The 18,570-nt window shown below is 59.6% G+C and carries 16 protein-coding genes; 2 read left to right on the plus strand and 14 right to left on the minus strand.

Annotation, left to right across the window (positions count from 1 at the left end; translation table 11 throughout):
• Positions 1–114 precede the first annotated feature (114 nt).
• From QDI87_RS05635 to lepA, 4 genes are all read right to left on the minus strand, one after another.
• Positions 115–396, minus strand: coding sequence for a glutaredoxin family protein (locus QDI87_RS05635; RefSeq protein WP_036373996.1), 282 nt, complete (start codon positions 394–396; stop codon positions 115–117).
• A 30-nt stretch (positions 397–426) separates the two neighbouring features.
• Positions 427–807: a DUF488 domain-containing protein gene (locus QDI87_RS05640; RefSeq protein ID WP_081828384.1), complete on the minus strand. Its 381-nt coding sequence runs from the start codon at positions 805–807 to the stop codon at positions 427–429.
• Positions 808–881: 74 nt separating this feature from the next.
• Entirely contained in the window at positions 882–2,045 is a 1,164-nt protein-coding gene (gene hemW, locus QDI87_RS05645; protein ID WP_036374468.1) for a radical SAM family heme chaperone HemW, read from the minus strand.
• An 11-nt stretch (positions 2,046–2,056) separates the two neighbouring features.
• Entirely contained in the window at positions 2,057–3,853 is a 1,797-nt protein-coding gene (gene lepA / locus QDI87_RS05650; protein WP_036374002.1) for a translation elongation factor 4, read from the minus strand.
• Positions 3,854–4,007: 154 nt separating this feature from the next.
• On the opposite strand from lepA, the gene rpsT reads away from it, so the two are divergent.
• Positions 4,008–4,274, plus strand: a complete 267-nt coding sequence (gene rpsT / locus QDI87_RS05655; RefSeq protein ID WP_036374005.1) for a 30S ribosomal protein S20 — start codon at positions 4,008–4,010, stop codon at positions 4,272–4,274.
• Between the two features lie 67 nt (positions 4,275–4,341).
• On the opposite strand, the gene trhA is transcribed toward rpsT, so the two are convergent.
• The 8 genes from trhA to QDI87_RS05695 all read right to left on the minus strand — a co-directional run bounded on the left by trhA (position 4,342) and on the right by QDI87_RS05695 (position 12,722).
• Positions 4,342–5,025, minus strand: a complete 684-nt coding sequence (gene trhA, locus QDI87_RS05660) for a PAQR family membrane homeostasis protein TrhA (protein ID WP_051652128.1) — start codon at positions 5,023–5,025, stop codon at positions 4,342–4,344.
• Positions 5,026–5,140: 115 nt separating this feature from the next.
• On the minus strand, positions 5,141–6,034 hold the full coding sequence (locus QDI87_RS05665) for a hypothetical protein (RefSeq protein ID WP_148485413.1): 894 nt from the start codon (positions 6,032–6,034) through the stop codon (positions 5,141–5,143).
• A gap of 139 nt (positions 6,035–6,173) precedes the next feature.
• Entirely contained in the window at positions 6,174–7,547 is a 1,374-nt protein-coding gene (locus QDI87_RS05670; RefSeq protein WP_278742493.1) for an MATE family efflux transporter, read from the minus strand.
• Positions 7,544–8,749 (minus strand): YecA family protein, encoded by a 1,206-nt coding sequence (locus QDI87_RS11760; protein ID WP_423791162.1) that lies wholly within the window; start codon positions 8,747–8,749, stop codon positions 7,544–7,546. Before QDI87_RS11760 ends, QDI87_RS05670 begins: the two co-directional genes overlap by 4 nt.
• A gap of 126 nt (positions 8,750–8,875) precedes the next feature.
• Positions 8,876–10,231: an N-acetylmuramoyl-L-alanine amidase gene (locus QDI87_RS05680; RefSeq protein ID WP_278742494.1), complete on the minus strand. Its 1,356-nt coding sequence runs from the start codon at positions 10,229–10,231 to the stop codon at positions 8,876–8,878.
• A 163-nt stretch (positions 10,232–10,394) separates the two neighbouring features.
• The gene (locus QDI87_RS05685; RefSeq protein ID WP_036374014.1) at positions 10,395–11,180 is read right to left on the minus strand and encodes an amino acid ABC transporter ATP-binding protein; all 786 of its coding nucleotides are present in this window, start codon (positions 11,178–11,180) and stop codon (positions 10,395–10,397) included.
• On the minus strand, positions 11,161–11,805 hold the full coding sequence (locus tag QDI87_RS05690) for an amino acid ABC transporter permease (protein WP_036374016.1): 645 nt from the start codon (positions 11,803–11,805) through the stop codon (positions 11,161–11,163). The genes QDI87_RS05685 and QDI87_RS05690 overlap by 20 nt, the downstream gene beginning before the upstream one ends.
• Before the next feature lie 110 nt (positions 11,806–11,915).
• Positions 11,916–12,722 (minus strand): amino acid ABC transporter substrate-binding protein, encoded by an 807-nt coding sequence (locus tag QDI87_RS05695; protein WP_036374020.1) that lies wholly within the window; start codon positions 12,720–12,722, stop codon positions 11,916–11,918.
• A 381-nt stretch (positions 12,723–13,103) separates the two neighbouring features.
• Here QDI87_RS05695 and QDI87_RS05700 point away from each other — a divergent pair, with 381 nt between their 5' ends.
• Complete coding sequence (locus QDI87_RS05700) at positions 13,104–16,529, plus strand: pyruvate carboxylase (RefSeq protein WP_036374023.1); 3,426 nt, start codon at positions 13,104–13,106, stop codon at positions 16,527–16,529.
• Positions 16,530–16,629: 100 nt separating this feature from the next.
• Here QDI87_RS05700 and QDI87_RS05705 read toward each other — a convergent pair whose 3' ends face one another.
• Positions 16,630–17,847 (minus strand): ABC transporter permease, encoded by a 1,218-nt coding sequence (locus QDI87_RS05705; protein WP_036374026.1) that lies wholly within the window; start codon positions 17,845–17,847, stop codon positions 16,630–16,632.
• Positions 17,837–18,568, minus strand: coding sequence for an ABC transporter ATP-binding protein (locus tag QDI87_RS05710; protein WP_036374029.1), 732 nt, complete (start codon positions 18,566–18,568; stop codon positions 17,837–17,839). Before QDI87_RS05710 ends, QDI87_RS05705 begins: the two co-directional genes overlap by 11 nt.
• Between the last annotated feature and the right edge of the window lie 2 nt (positions 18,569–18,570).

Below are 18,570 nucleotides of genomic sequence, written 5' to 3' on the forward strand. Positions count from 1 at the left end.
ACCTAAAAGTCAAAAAGTCAAAATTATTTTCGACTTTTTTCTCGCGCACGAAAAAAAGACTGCCGCACGCGCGGCAGTCTCATCTTCCATCATCTTTCAGTGGATATCCGTCAGTCACTTGGCCTGTTCAAAGGCATCTACGACGGCAGCCTTGATCGTATCATAGTCCTGGCCCGGCTGTGCCTCGTACACCTTGTGCCCCTCAATGAAGAGGCTCGGCACGTAGTAGTAGTCCTTGGCATACGCCTTGGCGAGCTCCGGCTGCTCGTTCTCGTCGATGATCTCGATCTCGACACCTGCATAGGCCGGCTGCTCAGCGCGCAGCTCCTCCACGGCCTGCGCGGCCTTGGCGCAGTACGGGCAGCCCTGCATCTTGATCATAGTGATTTTCTTCATGGGAATCGTCCTTTCTATCGCTATCCTTGCTCACGCACCGCCTTCGGCGCCGCTCTTCTGGCGCAGCCAGGCTGCGAGCACCTGCGCGTGGTTCTCCTGCTGGTTCTTCGCGGCATAGAGCAGCGTCACATCCTGCGTCTCGAGCCACTTGCGGCAGCGCTCGGCAAAGGCCGCAGCGCCTTCGCTCGCCTCCAGTTCTTCGGCATAGCCCTCGCGGAATCCTGCAAAGGGCATCTCGCCGCGATGGTAGAGTTTGCGCAGCTCCGGAGACGGCGTGATCTCCTTCGGCCAGGCATCGTAGGGCAAGTCGGCCTTGCGGATGCCGCGCGGCCAGAGGCGGTCGACGAGCACGCGCACGCCATCATCGGGCGATGGCACTTCGTAGACGCGCTTGAGACGGATTTCATGCATGAGCATTCGCTTCCTTTCATTACCTCTACCTTACCATCTGGCAGAGAAAGATTCCGTGACTCGAATCACAGAAGTCAGAGCAGGAATTCCTCAAAGGCCACGTTGCCGTACTTCATGCCCAGCTCTGTCAGCCGGACGCCTGCTGTATCCTCTGCGAGCAGCCCCTGGCGCTTGAGCTTGGCAATGGCATCTGCATAGATGGCGTCGAGCGGCACGCCGAATCTCTGCTCGAAGTGCCTGCGGTCGATGCCCCTTGCTGTGCGCAGAGCGAGGAAAGCGAATTCTTCCATGGCAATCTCGCGCGTCATCGCCTCTTCCTGCCGCCGCACGCCGCTCCCGCTGCGGATGCCCTCGATATAAGCGGGAATCTCTCGCACATTCTCGTAGCGCTGCCCCTCGAGATAGGAATGCGCCGCCGCGCCGATGCCAAGATACGGCACATCTTGCCAATACGAAAGGTTGTGGCGGCTCTCAAAGCCAGGCTTGGCAAAATTTGAGATCTCATAGCGCGCATAGCCGTGCTGCGGCAGGAACGATGTCATCGCATCGTACATCGCTTCGACCGTGTCGTCATCTGGAAGAGACAGTTTCCCCATCTCCTGCATCCGGGCAAAGGCCGTGCCCTCCTCAAGCTGCAGTCCGTAGATCGAGATGTGCTCCGGCTGCAGGGAAACCATCGTCTCGAGGTCATGCACGAGCATCGCCTGCGTTTCGCCCGGCAGTCCGTAGATGAGATCCATGCTGACATTGCGGAAACCCGCTGCGCGCGCGAGTTCCATGGCCTCTCTCGCCTGCGCGCCCGTGTGGATGCGGCCGATGCGTTTCAGGAGTGCATCGTCAAAAGTCTGCACGCCAAAGGACAGGCGGTTGACGCCGCCCGCGCGCAGGAGAGCGAGCTTCGCTTCATCGATGGTCCCCGGATTGCACTCCACCGTGAATTCCGGCCTCTCCGCCTCGTTAATGCCTTTCCAGGCAAATGTTTCAGAAATGGCCTGCAAGATCTGCTCAAGCAGAGCCACATCGAGCACGCTCGGCGTGCCGCCGCCCATGTAGATGGTCTGCGGCCTGCCCCACTTCTCCCGATAAAGGACGCCCTGCTCCGCGAGCTCGCGGCACAGGGCGTCCGTGTAATCTGCCTCATAGCGCTCCCGCCCGGCAAAGGACGGGAAGTCGCAGTAAAAGCACTTCTGGCGGCAGAACGGGATGTGGATGTAGAGGCCCCATCGCTGTTTCCTCATCGTGTTCTCCATCAGTCGATCTTCAAGATGGCCATGAAGGCTTCCTGTGGCACTTCGACGCTGCCGACAGCCTTCATGCGCTTCTTGCCTTCCTTCTGCTTCTCGAGCAGCTTGCGCTTGCGCGAGATATCGCCGCCGTAGCACTTCGCGAGCACATCCTTGCGGCGGGCGCGCACGTTCTCGCGCGCGATGACCTTCGAGCCGATGGCCGCCTGGATCGGAATCTCGAACATCTGCTGCGGGATGATCTCCTTGAGCTTGGCGGCGAGCTGGCGGCCGCGAGATGCCGCCCGATCTTTGTGGACAATGGTCGAGAGCGCATCGACAGGATCGCCGTTCAAGAGGATGTCGACCTTGACGAGCTTCGACTCCTTGTAGTCCGCGAGCTCGTAGTCAAGCGAAGCGTAGCCGCGCGTCGCCGATTTCAAACGGTCGAAGTAGTCGAAAATGATCTCGTTGAGCGGGATGTGGTACGTGATCATAACGCGGTTCGTGTCAAGGTAGTCCATGCCCTTGAACTCGCCGCGCTTGTCCTGCGAGATCTCCATGACGGCACCGACGAAATCGTTCGGCACGATGACCGTCGCCTTGACGTACGGCTCCTCGATGTGCTCGATCTCCGTCTGCGGCGGCAGTTCGGCCGGATTGCTGACCTTGATCATCGTGCCGTCCGTCTTGTAGACGTGATAGATGACGGACGGTGCCGTCGTGATGAGCTTGAGGTTGTACTCGCGCTCGAGGCGCTCCTGGATGACATCCATGTGCAAGAGGCCGAGGAAGCCGCAGCGGAAACCGAAGCCGAGTGCAACAGACGTCTCCGGCTCAAAGACGAGCGCCGCATCGTTGATCTGCATCTTCTCGAGCGCGTCCTTGAGGTTGTCGTAGTCCGAGCTCTCGACAGGGTAAAGGCCGCAGTAGACCATCGGGTTGACGCCGCGATAGCCCGGCAGCGGCTCAGCAGCAGGGTTCTCCGCATACGTGATCGTGTCGCCGACGCGCACGTCGCGCACATCCTTGAGGGAGCCCGCGACAAAGCCGACTTCGCCGACATCGAGATGGCCGAGGTCGACGGGCTGCGGCTTGAAGCAGCCGACATCGGTGACCTCGAAGACCTTGCCCGAGTTCATGAGCTTGAGCTTCATGCCCTTCTTGATGTGGCCCTGCACGACGCGGATGTGGGCGATGACGCCCTTGTAGGAGTCAAAGAACGAATCGAAGATCAGGGCCTGCAGCGGCGCATTCTCATCGCCTTCCGGCGCGGGGATGTAGTCGACGATCGAGTCGAGGATCTCCTCGATGCCAATGCCCGTCTTAGCCGAAGCCAGTACGGCATTTGACGTGTCGAGTCCAATGACGTCTTCAATCTCTTTTTTGACGCGTTCCGGATCGGCACTCGGCAGGTCGATTTTGTTGATGACGGGGATGATCTCGAGGTCGTGCTCGAGCGCCATGTATACGTTGGCGAGCGTCTGCGCCTCGACACCCTGCGCCGCATCGACGACGAGCAGTGCGCCCTCGCAAGCCGCGAGGCTGCGCGAAACCTCATACGTAAAGTCGACATGGCCCGGCGTGTCGATGAGGTTGAGCTCGTACTCCTCACCGTCCTTGCCCTTGTAGTTCAGGCGCACTGTCTGCGACTTGATGGTGATGCCGCGCTCGCGCTCGATGTCCATGTTGTCGAGGACCTGCGCCTCCATCTCGCGCTTCGAAAGTGTCCCCGTATATTCAATCAGACGGTCCGCAATCGTCGATTTTCCATGGTCAATATGGGCAATGATGGAAAAGTTGCGGATGTTCTTGTTCTGCATGTTCATTTTCCTTTCAATATTCACGTCGTGCTAATCGAAAATATTATACCATTCCCAAGGCTTCTCCTGCAAGAAAAGCAAAGAAATGGTTGCTTTTTCATTTGACCCATGATATTATACTTAGGTAACGACATTAATTAAGGGGGTGAACTACTTGCCGAATATCAAAGCATCTATCCTGAGTGTGAAATCCGACGCTAAGCGCCATGCAAAGAACGCTGCCGAGAAGTCCCGTGTACGCACTGCTTCCCGCCGTGTCCTCGATGCTGTTGAGGCTGGAAACGCTGATGAAGCGAAATCCCTCCTTACGGTTGCATGCAAGACGATCGACCAGGCCGCTGCAAACAAGGTTTATCACAAGAACGCTGCTGCCCGCAAAAAGTCCCGTCTGGCTCGCAAGGTCAACGCACTGGCTAAATAATCTTTGCAGATAAGATAGAAAAGACCCGCTCCGAGGAGCGGGTCTTTTTCGTGTCTCAAGATATGTCTCAGATCATCGCGATGGCCGAGCGCACGACTTCTGGCAGCGGCAGCACAAAGTGGAACACCGTGTAGAAGTGGATGGCACTGCCGCCCATGACGAAGAGATGCCAGATGACATGGCTGTACGGCAGGCGGCGCGCCAGGTAGAAGATCGCACCGACCGAGTAGCAGAGGCCGCCCGCGACGAGCCACCAGATGGCCTCCAGCGGCAGCGTCTCCAAGAGCGGCTTGACCATGAAGACGGCAAACCAGCCCATGGCGAGGTAGCAGATCGTGCGCACGATGCGGAAGCGCTTCGCGGCAAAGCACTGGAAGACGATGCCGACGAGCGCCATGCCCCAGACGAGGCCGAAGATGGTCCAGCCGAAGCTGCCGCGCAGCGGGATCAGCGCAAACGGCGTGTAGTTGCCCGCAATCAGCACGAAGATGGCCGCATGGTCGATGACCTTGAAGACCGACTTGACCTTGCGGTTCGTGAAACTGTGGTAGAGCGTCGAAGCGAGATACAAGAGGATCAAGGAGATGCCGTAGACGAGGCAGCTCGTCGTGTGCCAGACGCCATCGCCGGCATAGTAGACCAGCATGCCGATGAGTGCCGCTACCGCGAGTGCCGCGCCCACGCCATGCGTGACCGCATTGAGTATCTCTTCTAGTGTGACAGGTGCCTTGAGTGCAGCTGTTTGTTTCATTGTATAAGCCTCCCCTCTCATGCGAGGATAATATGATTCGACTCTCCCATTATCCGTCATTTCCTGTCTGTTGTAAACCTGCAGGAGAGGCTCTGCGGAAGCGCATGGCGGCGCATCAAGCCGCTACTGGCCAGTGGATTGCGCGCGCTCCTTCTGGGACGATGACTGCTGCATTGTAGGCCAGGCTCAGGCGCGTCGCCTCCTCGACCTCCTCGGCGGAAGAAGCCGGATTGCGGCGGATCTCATAGACCGCATGCGATGCCTGCTTGACCGCAAACGACTGCGGCGTGTGGAACTGGAGCTCGACGCGCACGCCGGAGGGGCTCACGAGATGGACATTGACGCCCTGATAGAATTTTCCGCCCCAGGCATTGCGAAACTTCTCGACGCGATAGCCCTTTTCGGTAAGGGAAGCCATGGCCTGCGGCACCATCGCGCTGTAATCTGCATCGGAGCAGGTCAGCGTGTAGCGCAGGACATCGCTGATGCCGGCAGCTGCAGCCGAAAGGCTCACCTGGTCTTCATCGGCATCGCTCACGATCTTGCGCGCCAGACTGTCCATGCTCTTGAGGCGGTAATCAAGGCCCTGCAGCTTGGCCGATGAACGCTCCAGCGTCCGCATGTCCGCTGTGACATCCGGCTCTGCCGCAGCAGCACGGCGCAAGAGCGCCAGGGCAAGCAGGCGGCTTTTCTCCCGGCGCGTGAGCTTCTTGTCACCGCGCAGCTGACGAAGATCTGCCGCATCCGAGGCCGTCACTGCCGAGGCCAGGCTCTCTTCCGGATCGATTGGCGCCGCATACGTCGGCAGCGTATGGATGGGCGCCAGCACAGCCATGACCATCATGACTGCGGCCGTCAGGCTGCGCATCCACTTGCCTGCCCCCATGGTGCGGTATGAGAGATGCTCGGGCTTGAATTTGCGGAACGACCGCGTGAGATGGCGCGCCTTCTTTCCAGCCTGCGCCAAAGTTCCTGTATGTACTTCCGTCAGCTCTTGTCCTGCTTTCATTTGCATTCCCTCCAGACGACGTGATAGACTCTTTCTTTTCTCTTACACATCTATCCTATCACGGGAAACTTGAAAACAACTGATTGCCTCTGAAAACTATATGAAAATAGAAAAAACCGGCCAGAAATTGGCCGGTTTCTTATTGTTGCGCTTCGAGGCAGCGCCGCTGCACCATGCGCAGACGCACAGACAAGAAGATGGCGCCGAAGGCAATGCCGATGATCAGGCCGCACCAGTAGCCATACGGGCCGAGCGCGGTGAAGTTGGCGATGGCCCAGCCGGCGGGCAGGCCGATGACCCAGTACGAGATGATGGCGAGCAGGAAGGTCACATGGACATCCTTGTAGCCGCGCAGCGCACCCTGCAACGGCGAGTCGACGCTGTCCGTCAGCTGCAGGAAGACAGCGAAGACGAGGAAGACGACTAGGAGTTCCTGCACATCGGGGCTCGAGGTGTAAAGCGCCGCAATCGTCTCGCGGAACTGCACGAGCACGATGGCCAGTGTTCCCTCGAACAGGAAGGTCAAGAGCCTGCCGAGACGGATGTAGTCGGCCGCCTCCAAAAAGCGCCGCGCGCCGACTTCGAAGCCGACGAGGATTGTCAGCGTCATGCTGGCCGACAGCGGGATCATGTAGACGAGCGTCGTGAAGTTCATCGCAGCCTGATGCGCCGCGACGACGGTCGTGCCGTAGACCGTCATGAAGAGGCCGACAGCACTGAAGATGCTCATCTCGCAGAACATCGTGCTGCCGATGGGGATGCCGAGTGCGAGCGCGCGCTTCCACTCCGCAAGGTCAGGCCGCGGCAGGCTGCGGAAGACATGGTAGCTGCGGAACGGCTCAATAATCAGGACCACGAGCACATTGAGCAAGAAATTCAGCGAGAAAGCGATGGCCGAGCCGATGCCCGCACCGATGCCGCCGAAGGCGGGGATTCCCCAGGCACCGTAGATGAAGATATAGTTGGCCAAGACGTTTATGGGTACCGTCACAAGCGTGATGATCATCGTCAGGCGCGTGCAGCCATGTGCATCGATGAGGTTGCGCAGGACACCTGCGAGGAAGATCGGCACGATGCCGACGGCAATGGCAAGAAGATAACCCGCGGCGACCTGCCTGACCTTCGGCTCCAGTGCGAGAACGTCCAGGATGGCGGGCACAAAGAAGATGCCGAGCAACAGGAAAACACCCGCCAGGCCCAACGACCAGTAAAAGCCCTGGCGCACGACAAAGTCGATGCGCTCGCGCTTGCCCGCCCCGTGGAGCTGTGCGACAATGGGCGTCAGGACCGAGATGATGCCGAGAAATGAGCCGAAGAACGGCATGAAGAGATTCGAGCCGACTGCAACGCCCGCGAGGTCCTGCTCACTGACATGGCCCGACATGACCGTGTCGAAGAAGCCCGTTGCCGTCAGGGCGATCTGCGTGACGAAGATCGGCAGCAGGACCGAGAAGAAGCGCTTTGCCTTCGTCCGATAGGACGGATAGGCCCGGTTTGTCAGACTGTCCCTCATTGCTCATCCTTGCGCAGGCAGCAGTTCTTGTATTTCTTGCCGCTGCCGCACGGGCACGGGTCATTGCGGCCGACCTTGGCCTTGTGCACCTGATTGAACGGGATGACGCGCCCCTCGCCCGTCATGGCCATGAGTTCTTCCGGCGTGTGGCCCTTGAGCTGCCAGAGGCGCGTCGCATTGTTGAGTGCGGCCAGAGGCGCGAGGATGGTCTCTGCCTTGTCCTCGTCCTGCATGAGACGAAGGTCCTCCAGGTATTCGACAGCCTCCTGCATCGTGCCGCCGTTCTGGAGCAGGATGATGATCTCACCAGTGATGTCGGCCGCTTTCATGACATCGCAGCCGTGTTCCTGCATGAAGAACTGGATAAGAGCCCGGCAGGCAGGCGTGTCCGGCGTGTAGGAATCCGCACCGGCAGCCCATGCCTCTGCGCGCGTGAGTGCGGCAAAGTCGAGGTCCGAGCGGCGCAGCTGCTCAGACTCGAGCGCGTCCTCATCGATCAGCGTGTAGTACTTGACGCCCTGCGGCAGTGCCACGACCGTGTTCTTCCAGCAAGAAGCGTTGAGCATGATGCCGACAAAGTCCATGAAGGAGAGTGCCTGTGCCTGATCTGCCTCGAGATACGAGACGATGCGCTCGAAGAGCTGCTCGTAATTGAGATAGCCGCAGGCGTAGAGGATGCCGGCCGCAAAGCGCGCCACCTCCGTGTTCAGCAGCACTCTTTCATGGAAGGCCTCCGTGTCCATCTGGCGGAAGACCGCGAGCACCTCCTCCGGCATATACCAGACGAGCTTCTCGCCCGACTTGCCGCAGGAGAGGAAGCCGAGGCCGCGCAGGTAGTCGAGGCGGTCGTCTTCATCGCTGAGCGACTCGGACTGGCCGCCATTTGCAGCAAAGTCGCGGAAGAGATTGTACTCATCCTCCAGGAGCGACATCATCCAGCGCTCGGCAAAAGACGTGATGGCCGGGCAAAGGCGCTCAGCGAGCTCCGCCTTCTTCAGCGAGCTCACCCCCGTCACATTGAGGTTGAAGCGAATGTCGTCGAGCTCCGCCTTCGTCATCGCCGTCAGCATGGCCGTCAGCGTCCTCTCTTCTGGGAGCTTGTGGCGGTACAGCTGCTTCCTGCGCGCCTCTGCGCCCTCTTGCATCATCTGCTCCAGGCTCTCCTCCGGCTCCACAGCCGTCTGTCTCATATCGTGTTCCAAAAAAGATCCTCCTCTGTTCTCTCGATTCTCTCTGTTTTCTCTGTTCTTTCAAGCCAAAAGGACAGGGATGCCTTGAATCCCTGTCCAAAATCGTTATCCGGCCGCTGCTTTGGCAGCTGCCAGTCATCAGCCAAAGTAGTCGGCAATGCCGTCGGCGATGCCCTGCGCGGCCTTCTGGATGCCCTCTTCGCTGTTGAGCAGCTGCTCTTCCTGCGGATTCGAGATGAAGGCCACCTCGACGAGCGTCGCCGGCATGTCTGTGTGCTTGACGACGTAGAAGTTACTGCTCTGCGTGCCGCGGCTCTGCGTGCCGATCTGGTCGATGACACCCTGGCGCACCTTGTCCGCGAGGTCGCGCGAGCGCTGAGAGCCGAGCGAGTAGTAATAGCCCGTCGTGCCCTTGGCCGCGCTGCTCGAGAACGAATCCATGTGGATGGAGATGAAGATGTCGGACTTCGCGTTGTTCGCGACATCACAGCGCGCCTGCAGTTCCTCTATATCCGAGGCATTCGCGCCCTTCGGCGAGACTTCCGTATCTGTCGTGCGCGTCATGTAGACCGTCGCCCCCTCTGCCACGAGCAGGCGCCTCAGCTCATTGGCGATGCGCAGCGTCACGCTCTTCTCCATGACGCCCGTCGGGCCGATAGCGCCAGAGTCGTTGCCGCCATGGCCAGGATCGATCGTGATTTTGCAGCCCTTGAGCCCCGTCAGGGCGGCGATGTCGGCATCCGTGTCATCTGTGATGACTGGCTGCGCATTGCTTTGATTGCTGCTGCCTGTGTCCTTGCCCGCATCCGCCGTCTGGGTGCCCGTGCCAGCAGCATCCTTGGCCGGGCCGTCGATATCTTCGCCAGCCGAAGGCTTTGCGGCCGGCTTTGACTCAGGCTTTGTTGCCGGTTTTGCTGCCGGAGCACTTGTTGCGTTCGAGCTGCTCGGAGAGTCAGACGGCTTCACCGAAGGCTGCGTCACAGGAGATGTCGTTCCCTGCGTGCTGGGCGTCGGCTTCTTCTGCACATCCGGCACAGCGATCACAGCCTTCGAGCTGTCACTCAGGTTGCCGAAATCGAGCACGACGCGGCCCGGCACCGTGCCGCCCTTCAGTGGAAATATCTTGTAGTTGCTGCTGCCGACCTTATTCTCGACGACGAGGCGCACCGTGTTCTTGTTGAACTGGCCGATGCGGATATCGTTGACAAAGCGGCTGCTCACCGAAATCTCCCGCTTGACCTTTGCAGAGAGCCAAGCTCCCTGTATGTCGACGATGACGCGGTCGGGGTTCTTCAGCGTCATCGTCGTGTAGCGGACCGGCTTGCTCGCATCGACGACGATGCGTATCTTATCCGAGCCGCTGTTGACGCGTACCGCCGTAATCTCAGCCATACCGCTCACGCGCTCGCTGAAATCAGACGCAGCCGCCGAAACGCCTGCCATCGGCAGCACCATGACAGCGATGACAGACAACAAGAACAGTATGCGCTTCATAAGATTCCTCCCCATTCCATGCACGTGCCGCGGTCCATGCGAACCGAGCGCCATGCAGACATTCTACGTTTTATTATCGCCGCTAATCCTGAAAAAATCAAGAAAATGTCTGCAGCCCCACGCAAAAAAGGAGCGATTGCTCGCTCCCCATGGATTTTGCTGCTCAAAGCATGTTCTGCAGGAATGCCTTCGTGCGCTCCTCCTTCGGATGCGCAAAGAACGATTCCGGCTCGCCCTGCTCGACGATCGTGCCGTCGGCCATGAAGATGACCTGGCTGGCTGCCTCGCGGGCAAACGCCATCTCGTGCGTGACGACGACCATCGTCATGCGCTCCTCTGCGAGCTCCCGCATCGTCTTCAAGACCTCGCCCGTGAGCTCCGGATCGAGCGCCGAGGTCGGCTCGTCGAAGAGCATGATGTCGGGCTTCATGCAGAGGGCGCGCGCAATGGCCACGCGCTGCTGCTGGCCACCCGAGAGCTGCGACGGATAGTAATCCGCGCGGTCCGCGAGGCCGACCTTCTCCAGAAGTTCCTTGGCATACGGCAAAATCTCCGCCTTCTTCATGCCCTTGACCTGGATGGGCGCCTCGATGAGATTCTCGAGCACCGTCATGTGCGGGAAGAGGTTGAACTGCTGGAAGACCATGCCCGTGTGCGAGAGGATCTCCCGCGTCTTGGCGGCATCGGCGTACTCTGCCGCGCCGTGCTCATCCGTATCGGCCAGGAACTCGCCCTCGATCTCGATGGAGCCCGAGTCAATCGTCTCGAGCTTGTTGATGCAGCGCAGGAGCGTGCTCTTGCCCGAGCCGGACGGCCCGATGATCGCGAGGACCTCGCCGCAGCGGACCTCCACATCGATGCCCTTGAGCACAGCGAGGTCGCCGAACGACTTGTGGATATCGTGCATGCGCAGCATGACCTGCGCTTCATTACTTATCGTATTTGCCATAGTAGGCCTCCAATCTCTTGAACATCCAGGTCAGGACAAACGTCATCGCGAGATAGAAGATACCGGCGATGAGGAACGGCGTCATGTCAAATTCGCGCTGCACGATCGTGCGGGCAACGCGCAGCAAGTCGTTCATCGCGAGGATGTAGATGAGCGACGTATCCTTGACGAGGTTGATCGTCTCATTCGAGACAGGCGGCAGGACGATGCGGATGACCTGCGGCAGGATGATGCGACGCATCGTCTGCGTGTAGTTCATGCCGAGCGTCTTCGCGGCCTCGTACTGCCCCTTCGGCACCGACTGGATACCCGCGCGGAAGATCTCCGCGAAGTACGCCGCGTAGTTCAGCGTGAAAGCCAAGAGGGCCGCCGCGATGTCCGGCAGGCGGATGCCGATCATAGGCAGCGCAAAGTAGACGAAGAGCAGTTGCAGCATCAGCGGCGTGCCACGCATGAGCCAGATGTAGAACTCCATGAAGGCGCTGAGCGGCCGCAGCTTCGAGAGCCTCCCCAGTGCGGCCAGCATGCCGAGCGGCAATGCGATGACCAATGTGATGAAGAAGATCTCGAGCGTGATCTCGGAGCCCTCCAACATCTGTAATATCGTATTGAGCAGATTATCCATCGTTTAATTCTCCCTTGCGGATGTTCCTTTAGTCTGGCAAAGTATTAACATATTCTCCATTGTACAAAAAAAGGCTTGACGAATCAAGCCTTTTTAGAGAGAGAGCTGTATTATTTCGTGATGTCCTTGCCGAACCACTTCTCGGAAATCTTCGCGATCGTGCCGTCGGCCTTCATCTCGTTGAGGACCTTCTGGACATCGTCGCGCAGCGCCGTGTTGTCCTTGGCGAAGGCGATGCCGAACTCGCTGACCGGGCCGACTGCGACATCGACGGCATCGATGGTGTCCGGATGCTTGCTCATGTAGTAGCGGCCGACAATCTCATCGCCGACGACGGCATCCACACGGCCATTCTCGAGGTCCATGAAGGCCGTTACGAAATCCGAGTACTTCTTGACTTCCTTGACATCCTTCTTGAAGAATTCCGTCTTGTCCATGTACTCCTCAGCCGTCGAAGCGCTCTGCGTACCGACGACCTTGCCGGCCAGGCTCTTCTCATCTGTGATGTCCGTGCGGCCCTTCTTCACGAAGATGATCTGGCGGTTGTCCATGTACGGGTCGGAGAACAGCATGTTCTCTTTGCGCTTCTCGGTGATGTCGAGGCCATTCCAGAGGACGTTGACGCGGCCGCTCTTGAGCTCTGCTTCCTTGCTCGACCAGTCGATGGCCTTAAACTCGACCTCGCGGCCCAGGCGCTTCGACGCTTCCTTTGCAAGATCGACATCGAAGCCCGTGATCTCGTTGTTCTCGTCCTTGAAGCCCATCGGCGGGAAATTGTCGTCAAGGCCGACGATGATCTTACCCTTGTCGCCGGAGCCCGAACCGCTGTCCGCTGCCTTCTGGCCGCCGCAGCCCGTCACAAAAGCAGCCGTCATGACTGCCGCCATTCCCAATGCCAGTAACTTCTTCCACTTCATATGTCATCTCTCCTCATTCAGTTCTTTATCTTGCTAAAGTGTTAACATGATGTTATTATACGGAATCCCCCTCTGCTTGTCAAGCATTTCCTGATTTTTATCGTCAATAACAGCGATTTTGAATACATGATACGTTATATTTATCTTAAAATACATGAAAACTATTGCTTATTTTCTCAACTTGACGTATGATAGGGGCAAGCAAAGGAGCTGACCGGACTCGTTCCGGTTTTGCTTTTATTCACATTTGTGAAAAAAATAACGTTGATAGTCAAATGAGCGCTCAGTTGACGATAGGTTGTCAACTTTCCCGCTCGACAACAGGAAAACCACGCGCTTCATTTGCATGATATGACTTTATGACGTCTGAGGAGGATCTATATGAAGAACATTCGCAAGATCTTGGTGCCGAACCGCGGCGAGATTGCCATCCGCATTTTCCGCGCCTGCCACGAGATGGGCATCCGCACGGTCGCGGTCTACTCGAAAGAAGATGTCCTGTCGCTGCATCGCAGCCGCGCCGATGAAGCGTATCTCGTCGGCAAGGGCAAGAAGCCAGTCGATGCCTACCTCGACATCGAGGACATCATCCGTATCTGCAAGGAGCACGATGTCGATGCCATCCATCCGGGCTACGGCTTCCTCTCCGAGAACGCACAGCTGGCCAAGCGCTGCGAGGATGAGGGCATCATCTTCATCGGCCCGAAAGTTGAGCACCTGCAGATGTTCGGCGACAAGGTCAACGCGCGCATCCAGGCAGAGCGCGCCGACATCCCGATGATCCCGGGCACGAACGGTGCCGTCAAGGATTTCGCTGAGGTCAAGGCCTTCGCTGAGCGCGTCGGCCTGCCGGTCATGATCAAGGCCATCAACGGCGGCGGCGGGCGCGGCATGCGCCGCGTCGATCGCATGGAAGACCTCAAAGAGGCGTACGATGAGGCGCGCTCGGAGGCCAAGCGTGCCTTCGGCGATGAGGATGTCTACGTCGAGAAGTGCATCCTAAACCCGAAGCACATCGAAGTGCAGATCATGGGCGATGAACACGGCAATGTCATCCACCTCAATGAGCGCGACTGCTCCATCCAGCGCCGCCACCAGAAAGTCATCGAGATGGCACCGGCATGGTCGCTGCCGAAGAAGCTGCGCCAGAATATCTGCGCTGCTGCGCTGAAGATCATGAAGAATGTCCACTACGTCAACGCCGGCACGGTCGAATTCCTCGCCGACCAGGATGAGGAGCACTTCTACTTCATCGAAGTCAACCCGCGCGTCCAGGTCGAGCACACGGTCACCGAGGCCATCACGGACATCGACATCGTCAAGACGCAGATCCTCGTCGCCGAGGGCCATGCGCTCTCCGACCCAGAGATCGGCATCAAGAGCCAAGAAGACATCCCCTGCAACGGCGTGGCCATCCAGTGCCGCATCACGACGGAGGACCCGCAGAACAACTTCATGCCGGACACCGGCAAGATCAACGACTACCGCAGCGGCGGCGGCCCTGGCATCCGCCTCGATGCCGGCACGGCCTACACGGGCGCCGTCATCACGCCGTACTACGACTCCCTGCTCGTCAAGGTCACGGCGCATGCCAACAACGCCCCGGAGACAATCTACCGCATGCTGCGCTGCCTCGATGAATTCCGCATCGGCGGCGTCAAGACGAACATCTACTTCCTCAAGAACATGCTGCTCGACAAGAACTTCCAGGCTGGCAGCTGCAACGTCAACTACATCGACCACCATCCGGACCTGCTCAACGCCCCGCAGGTCATCGATGAGCCGGCAGCCGGCCTGCTCGCCTACATCGGCGAGGTCACGGTCAACGGCTTCCACGGCAACGGCTCAAACCCGAAGCCGCGCTTCGATACGCCGGTGAAGCTCAATGCCGCTGACGAAGCCTGCCCGTCCGGCACGCGCCAGCTCCTAGAGGAGCTCGGCCCCGAGAAGTTCTCCAAGTGGATCCAGGACCAGAAGCAGGTCCTGCTGATGGACACGACGTACCGCGATGCCCATCAGTCCCTGCTCGCCACGCGCATCCGCACGCGCGACATCATGCAGGCCATCCACTACACGGCCTGCAAGGTCCCGCAGATCTACGCCTTTGAGGACTGGGGCGGCGCGACGTTCGATGTCGCCTACCGTTTCCTCGACGAGGACCCGTGGGAGCGCCTGCGCAAGATGCGCGAGGCTGCGCCGAACATCCTGTTCCAGATGTTGACGCGCGGCGCCAACACCGTCGGCTACACGAACTATCCGCCTGAAGTCGTGCGCCAGTTCCTCGCCCTCGCGGCCAAGAACGGCGTCGATGTCTTCCGCATCTTCGACTGCCTGAACCAGCTCGACCACATGACGCTGTCGATTGACGAAGTCCGCAAGCAGGGCAAACTCGCGGAGACGGCCTTCTGCTACACGGGCGATATCCTTGACGACGGCCGCCAGAAGTACACGCTGAAGTACTACACGAATCTCGCCAAGGAGATGGAAAAGGCCGGTGCCAACATCATCGCCATCAAGGATATGGCCGGCCTCCTGAAGCCAGAAGCGGCCTACACCCTGATCTCGGCCCTCAAGGATGCCGTCGACCTGCCGATTCACCTGCACAGCCACGAGGGTGGCGGCTGCACGCTCTACACCTACGCCAAGGCGGCAGAGGCCGGCGTCGACATCGTCGATGTCGCCACGAGCGCCCTCTCCAACGGCACGAGCCAGCCGTCCATGACGGCCTTCATCCAGGCGCTCTCCAACAACCCGCGCCAACCACAGATGGACATCGAGGAACTCGAGACGATTGACCGCTACTGGCAGGTCGTCCGCGCCTACTACGCGGGTGTCGACGGCAAGATGACGAGCCCGAACACGACGGTCTTCCAGCACGAGATGCCTGGCGGCCAGTACACGAACCTGCGCCAGCAGGCGAAGGGCGTCGGCCTCGGCGACAGATGGCCGGAAGTCTGCCGCATGTACGCCAAGGTCAACGAGATGTTCGGCGATGTCATCAAGGTCACGCCGTCCTCGAAAGTCGTCGGCGACATGACGCTCTTCATGGTCCAGAACAACCTGACCGAGAAAGATATCTACGAACGCGGCGAGACGATGGACTTCCCGAAATCCGTCGTCGACTTCTTCGACGGCAAGCTCGGCGTCCCCTACGGCGGCTTCCCCGAGAAGCTCCAGAAGATCATCCTCAGGGGCGAGCAGCCACACCTCGAGACGCCGCCCGCCCCGATCGACCAGGAGAAGGTCACGCAGGACATGAAGGCCCTGCGCATGCCGGAGACGGAAGAGGCGCGCTCGAGCTACTGCATCTACCCGAAGGTCTACAAGGACTACATCCAGCGCTACCATCAGTACGGCGACCTTTCCATCCTCGACACGCCGACGTACTTCTTCGGCATGAAGCCGGGCGAGGAGAGCTGGCTGCGCATCGGCGGCAAGATGGTCCTCATCCGCATGAACTACATCACGCCGCCGTCGGATGATGGCTTCCGCGAGATCCAGTTCGAGGTCAACGGCATGCCGCGCGAGATCCGCATGCGCGATAAGGCCGCTTCGGAAGGCGCGGCGATCATCCGCCAGGCCGACCCGACTGTCCCGGGCGAAGTAGCCGCTACGCTCTCTGGCTCTGTCCTGCGCCTCATCGCAGCCAAGGGCGATGTCGTCAAGAAAGGCGACCCGCTGATGGTCACGGAGGCCATGAAGATGGAGACGACGATCACCGCGCCGATTGCCGGCATCGTCAAGGAGGTCTGTGTCGCGGCAGGCAGCCGCATCACCTCCGGCGACCTCCTCGCTGTCATCGAATAAGGCAAATCGCTCTTTCATACAGGCATATCAAAAGCCCCGCACAGAAACGTGCGGGGCTTTTCGCGCACCCATTTATTCTTATATTCGTAGCAAAGATGCATCACTCGTAGCGCAGTGCCTCGATCGGGTCGAGACGCGCGGCTTTGCGCGCGGGGTAGATACCGAAAAAGAGGCCGATGCCGACGGCAAACGAGAATGACAGCAGGATCGGCGCCAGCGTGATTGTCGTCTGGACTGCCCCCGTGCTCGCGATGGCGTACGAGGCAGCGCAGCCCACGACGATGCCGATGAGGCCGCCGACGATGCCGAGCACCATCGACTCGATCATGAACTGCATCATGATGTTCTGGAACGTCGCGCCGAGCGCCTTGCGGATGCCGATCTCGCGCGTGCGCTCTGTCACCGACACCATCATGATGTTCATGATACCGATGCCGCCGACGAGCAGCGAGATGCTGGCGATGGCGCCCAAGAGAACCGTCATCATGCCCGTCGACTGATTGACCGACTCGATGATGCTGGCCGTGCTCTGCACATGGAAGTCGTCTTCCTTGTCGCCCGTCAGGCGATGGCGCTGGCGCAGGAGTGTCGTGATCTCTTCCTGCACCTGGTCGATCTTCTGCGTGTCCGCCGCCTGCAGGCTGATGGACTGCACGTAGGTGATGCCCATCATGCGCTCCTGGGCCGTCGTCAGCGGGATGTAGATGACATCGTCCTGGTCCTGGCCGAAGCCGGAACTTCCCTTCGATGCCAGGATGCCGATGACCTTGAACGGCTGGTTCTTGATGCGAATGTTCTTGCCGACCGGGTTCTCCGTGCCGAACAGGTTCTCCGCGACCGTCGCGCCGATGACAGCCACGCGCGTGCGCTTCGTCATGTCGTCCTTGCTGATGAACGAGCCGTTGCTGACAGTCAGCGAGCGGATCTGCATGAGTTCCGGCGTCACGCCCGTGACGGACGTATTCCAGTTCTGGTTGCCGTTGACGACCTGGTACGAGGAGCTGACTGTCGGCGACACGTAGCGGACATCCTTGATCTTCGACGCAATGGCCTTGGCGTCATCGTACTTGAGCGTCTGCATCGAGCCGGCCGCACCGCGCGGGCCGCCGCGGTTCGAGGAGCCCGGCATGATCGTGATGGTGTTGGCGCCGAGGCTCTCGAAGTTCGCGGTGATGCCCGTGCGCACGCCCATGCCAACGGAGACGAGCGCGATGACGGCGGCGACGCCGATGATGACGCCGAGCATCGTCAGGAGCGAGCGCATCTTGTTCGCAAGGAGCGCATGGATGGCCATGACAAAGCATTCCTTAAACAACATCCATGACCACTCCCTTCCCTTCATCGCGCGTGATCTGGCCGTCGCGCACGAGCAGCTGGCGGCTCGCGCAGGCGGCAATCTCCGGCTCGTGCGTGACGAGGATGATCGTGCGCCCCTTCTCGTGCATCGACTCGAAGATCTCCATGATCTCCTTCGTCGACTTCGTGTCGAGGTTGCCCGTCGGCTCGTCGGCCATGATGATGTGCGGGTCGTTGACGAGCGCCCGCGCGATGGCGACGCGCTGGCGCTGGCCGCCCGAGAGCTCATTTGGCAGGTGGTCGGCGCGGTCCTTGAGGCCGACGGCCTCGAGGAAGTGCATGGCGCGCTCCGTGCGCTCTCTGTGGCCGACGCCTGCGTAGATGAGCGGCAGGGCGACGTTCTCGAGCGCCGAGATGCGCGAGAGCAGGTTGAAGTTCTGGAAGACGAACCCGATTTTCTTGTTGCGCGTCCTCGCGAGGGCATCGTCATCGAGGCCGGCGACCTCCTCCCCGTCAAGCTTGTAGGAGCCCTCCGTCGGGCGGTCGAGGCAGCCGAGGATGTTCATGAGCGTCGACTTGCCCGAGCCGGACGGCCCCATCAGAGCGGCGAACTCGCCCTGGTAGATATTCGTCGTGATGCCGTTGAGCGCGGCGAGCTCCTCGCCGCCGATGTGATAGATTTTCTTGATGCCGTTGAGCTGTATTGTCGCATACCGCTCTTCTGTCTTTTTCTCTCCTGTCATCG

Source organism: Mitsuokella jalaludinii (genome assembly GCF_928722185.1).
GTDB lineage: Bacteria > Bacillota > Negativicutes > Selenomonadales > Selenomonadaceae > Mitsuokella > Mitsuokella jalaludinii.

Bases quoted from the DNA above. Each gene is read 5' to 3' on its own strand.
- QDI87_RS05700 (WP_036374023.1), top strand. From the start codon at position 13,104: ATGAAGAACATTCGCAAGATCTTGGTGCCGAACCGCGGCGAGATTGCC.
- QDI87_RS05665 (WP_148485413.1), bottom strand. From the start codon at position 6,034: ATGAAAGCAGGACAAGAGCTGACGGAAGTACATACAGGAACTTTGGCG.
- QDI87_RS05635 (WP_036373996.1), bottom strand. From the start codon at position 396: ATGAAGAAAATCACTATGATCAAGATGCAGGGCTGCCCGTACTGCGCC.
- QDI87_RS05670 (WP_278742493.1), bottom strand. From the start codon at position 7,547: ATGAGGGACAGTCTGACAAACCGGGCCTATCCGTCCTATCGGACGAAG.
- trhA (WP_051652128.1), bottom strand. From the start codon at position 5,025: ATGAAACAAACAGCTGCACTCAAGGCACCTGTCACACTAGAAGAGATA.
- QDI87_RS05710 (WP_036374029.1), bottom strand. From the start codon at position 18,568: ATGACAGGAGAGAAAAAGACAGAAGAGCGGTATGCGACAATACAGCTC.
- QDI87_RS05640 (WP_081828384.1), bottom strand. From the start codon at position 807: ATGCATGAAATCCGTCTCAAGCGCGTCTACGAAGTGCCATCGCCCGAT.
- QDI87_RS05690 (WP_036374016.1), bottom strand. From the start codon at position 11,805: ATGGATAATCTGCTCAATACGATATTACAGATGTTGGAGGGCTCCGAG.
- QDI87_RS05680 (WP_278742494.1), bottom strand. From the start codon at position 10,231: ATGAAGCGCATACTGTTCTTGTTGTCTGTCATCGCTGTCATGGTGCTG.
- QDI87_RS05685 (WP_036374014.1), bottom strand. From the start codon at position 11,180: ATGGCAAATACGATAAGTAATGAAGCGCAGGTCATGCTGCGCATGCAC.
- QDI87_RS05705 (WP_036374026.1), bottom strand. From the start codon at position 17,847: ATGTTGTTTAAGGAATGCTTTGTCATGGCCATCCATGCGCTCCTTGCG.
- lepA (WP_036374002.1), bottom strand. From the start codon at position 3,853: ATGCAGAACAAGAACATCCGCAACTTTTCCATCATTGCCCATATTGAC.
- QDI87_RS05695 (WP_036374020.1), bottom strand. From the start codon at position 12,722: ATGAAGTGGAAGAAGTTACTGGCATTGGGAATGGCGGCAGTCATGACG.
- hemW (WP_036374468.1), bottom strand. From the start codon at position 2,045: ATGAGGAAACAGCGATGGGGCCTCTACATCCACATCCCGTTCTGCCGC.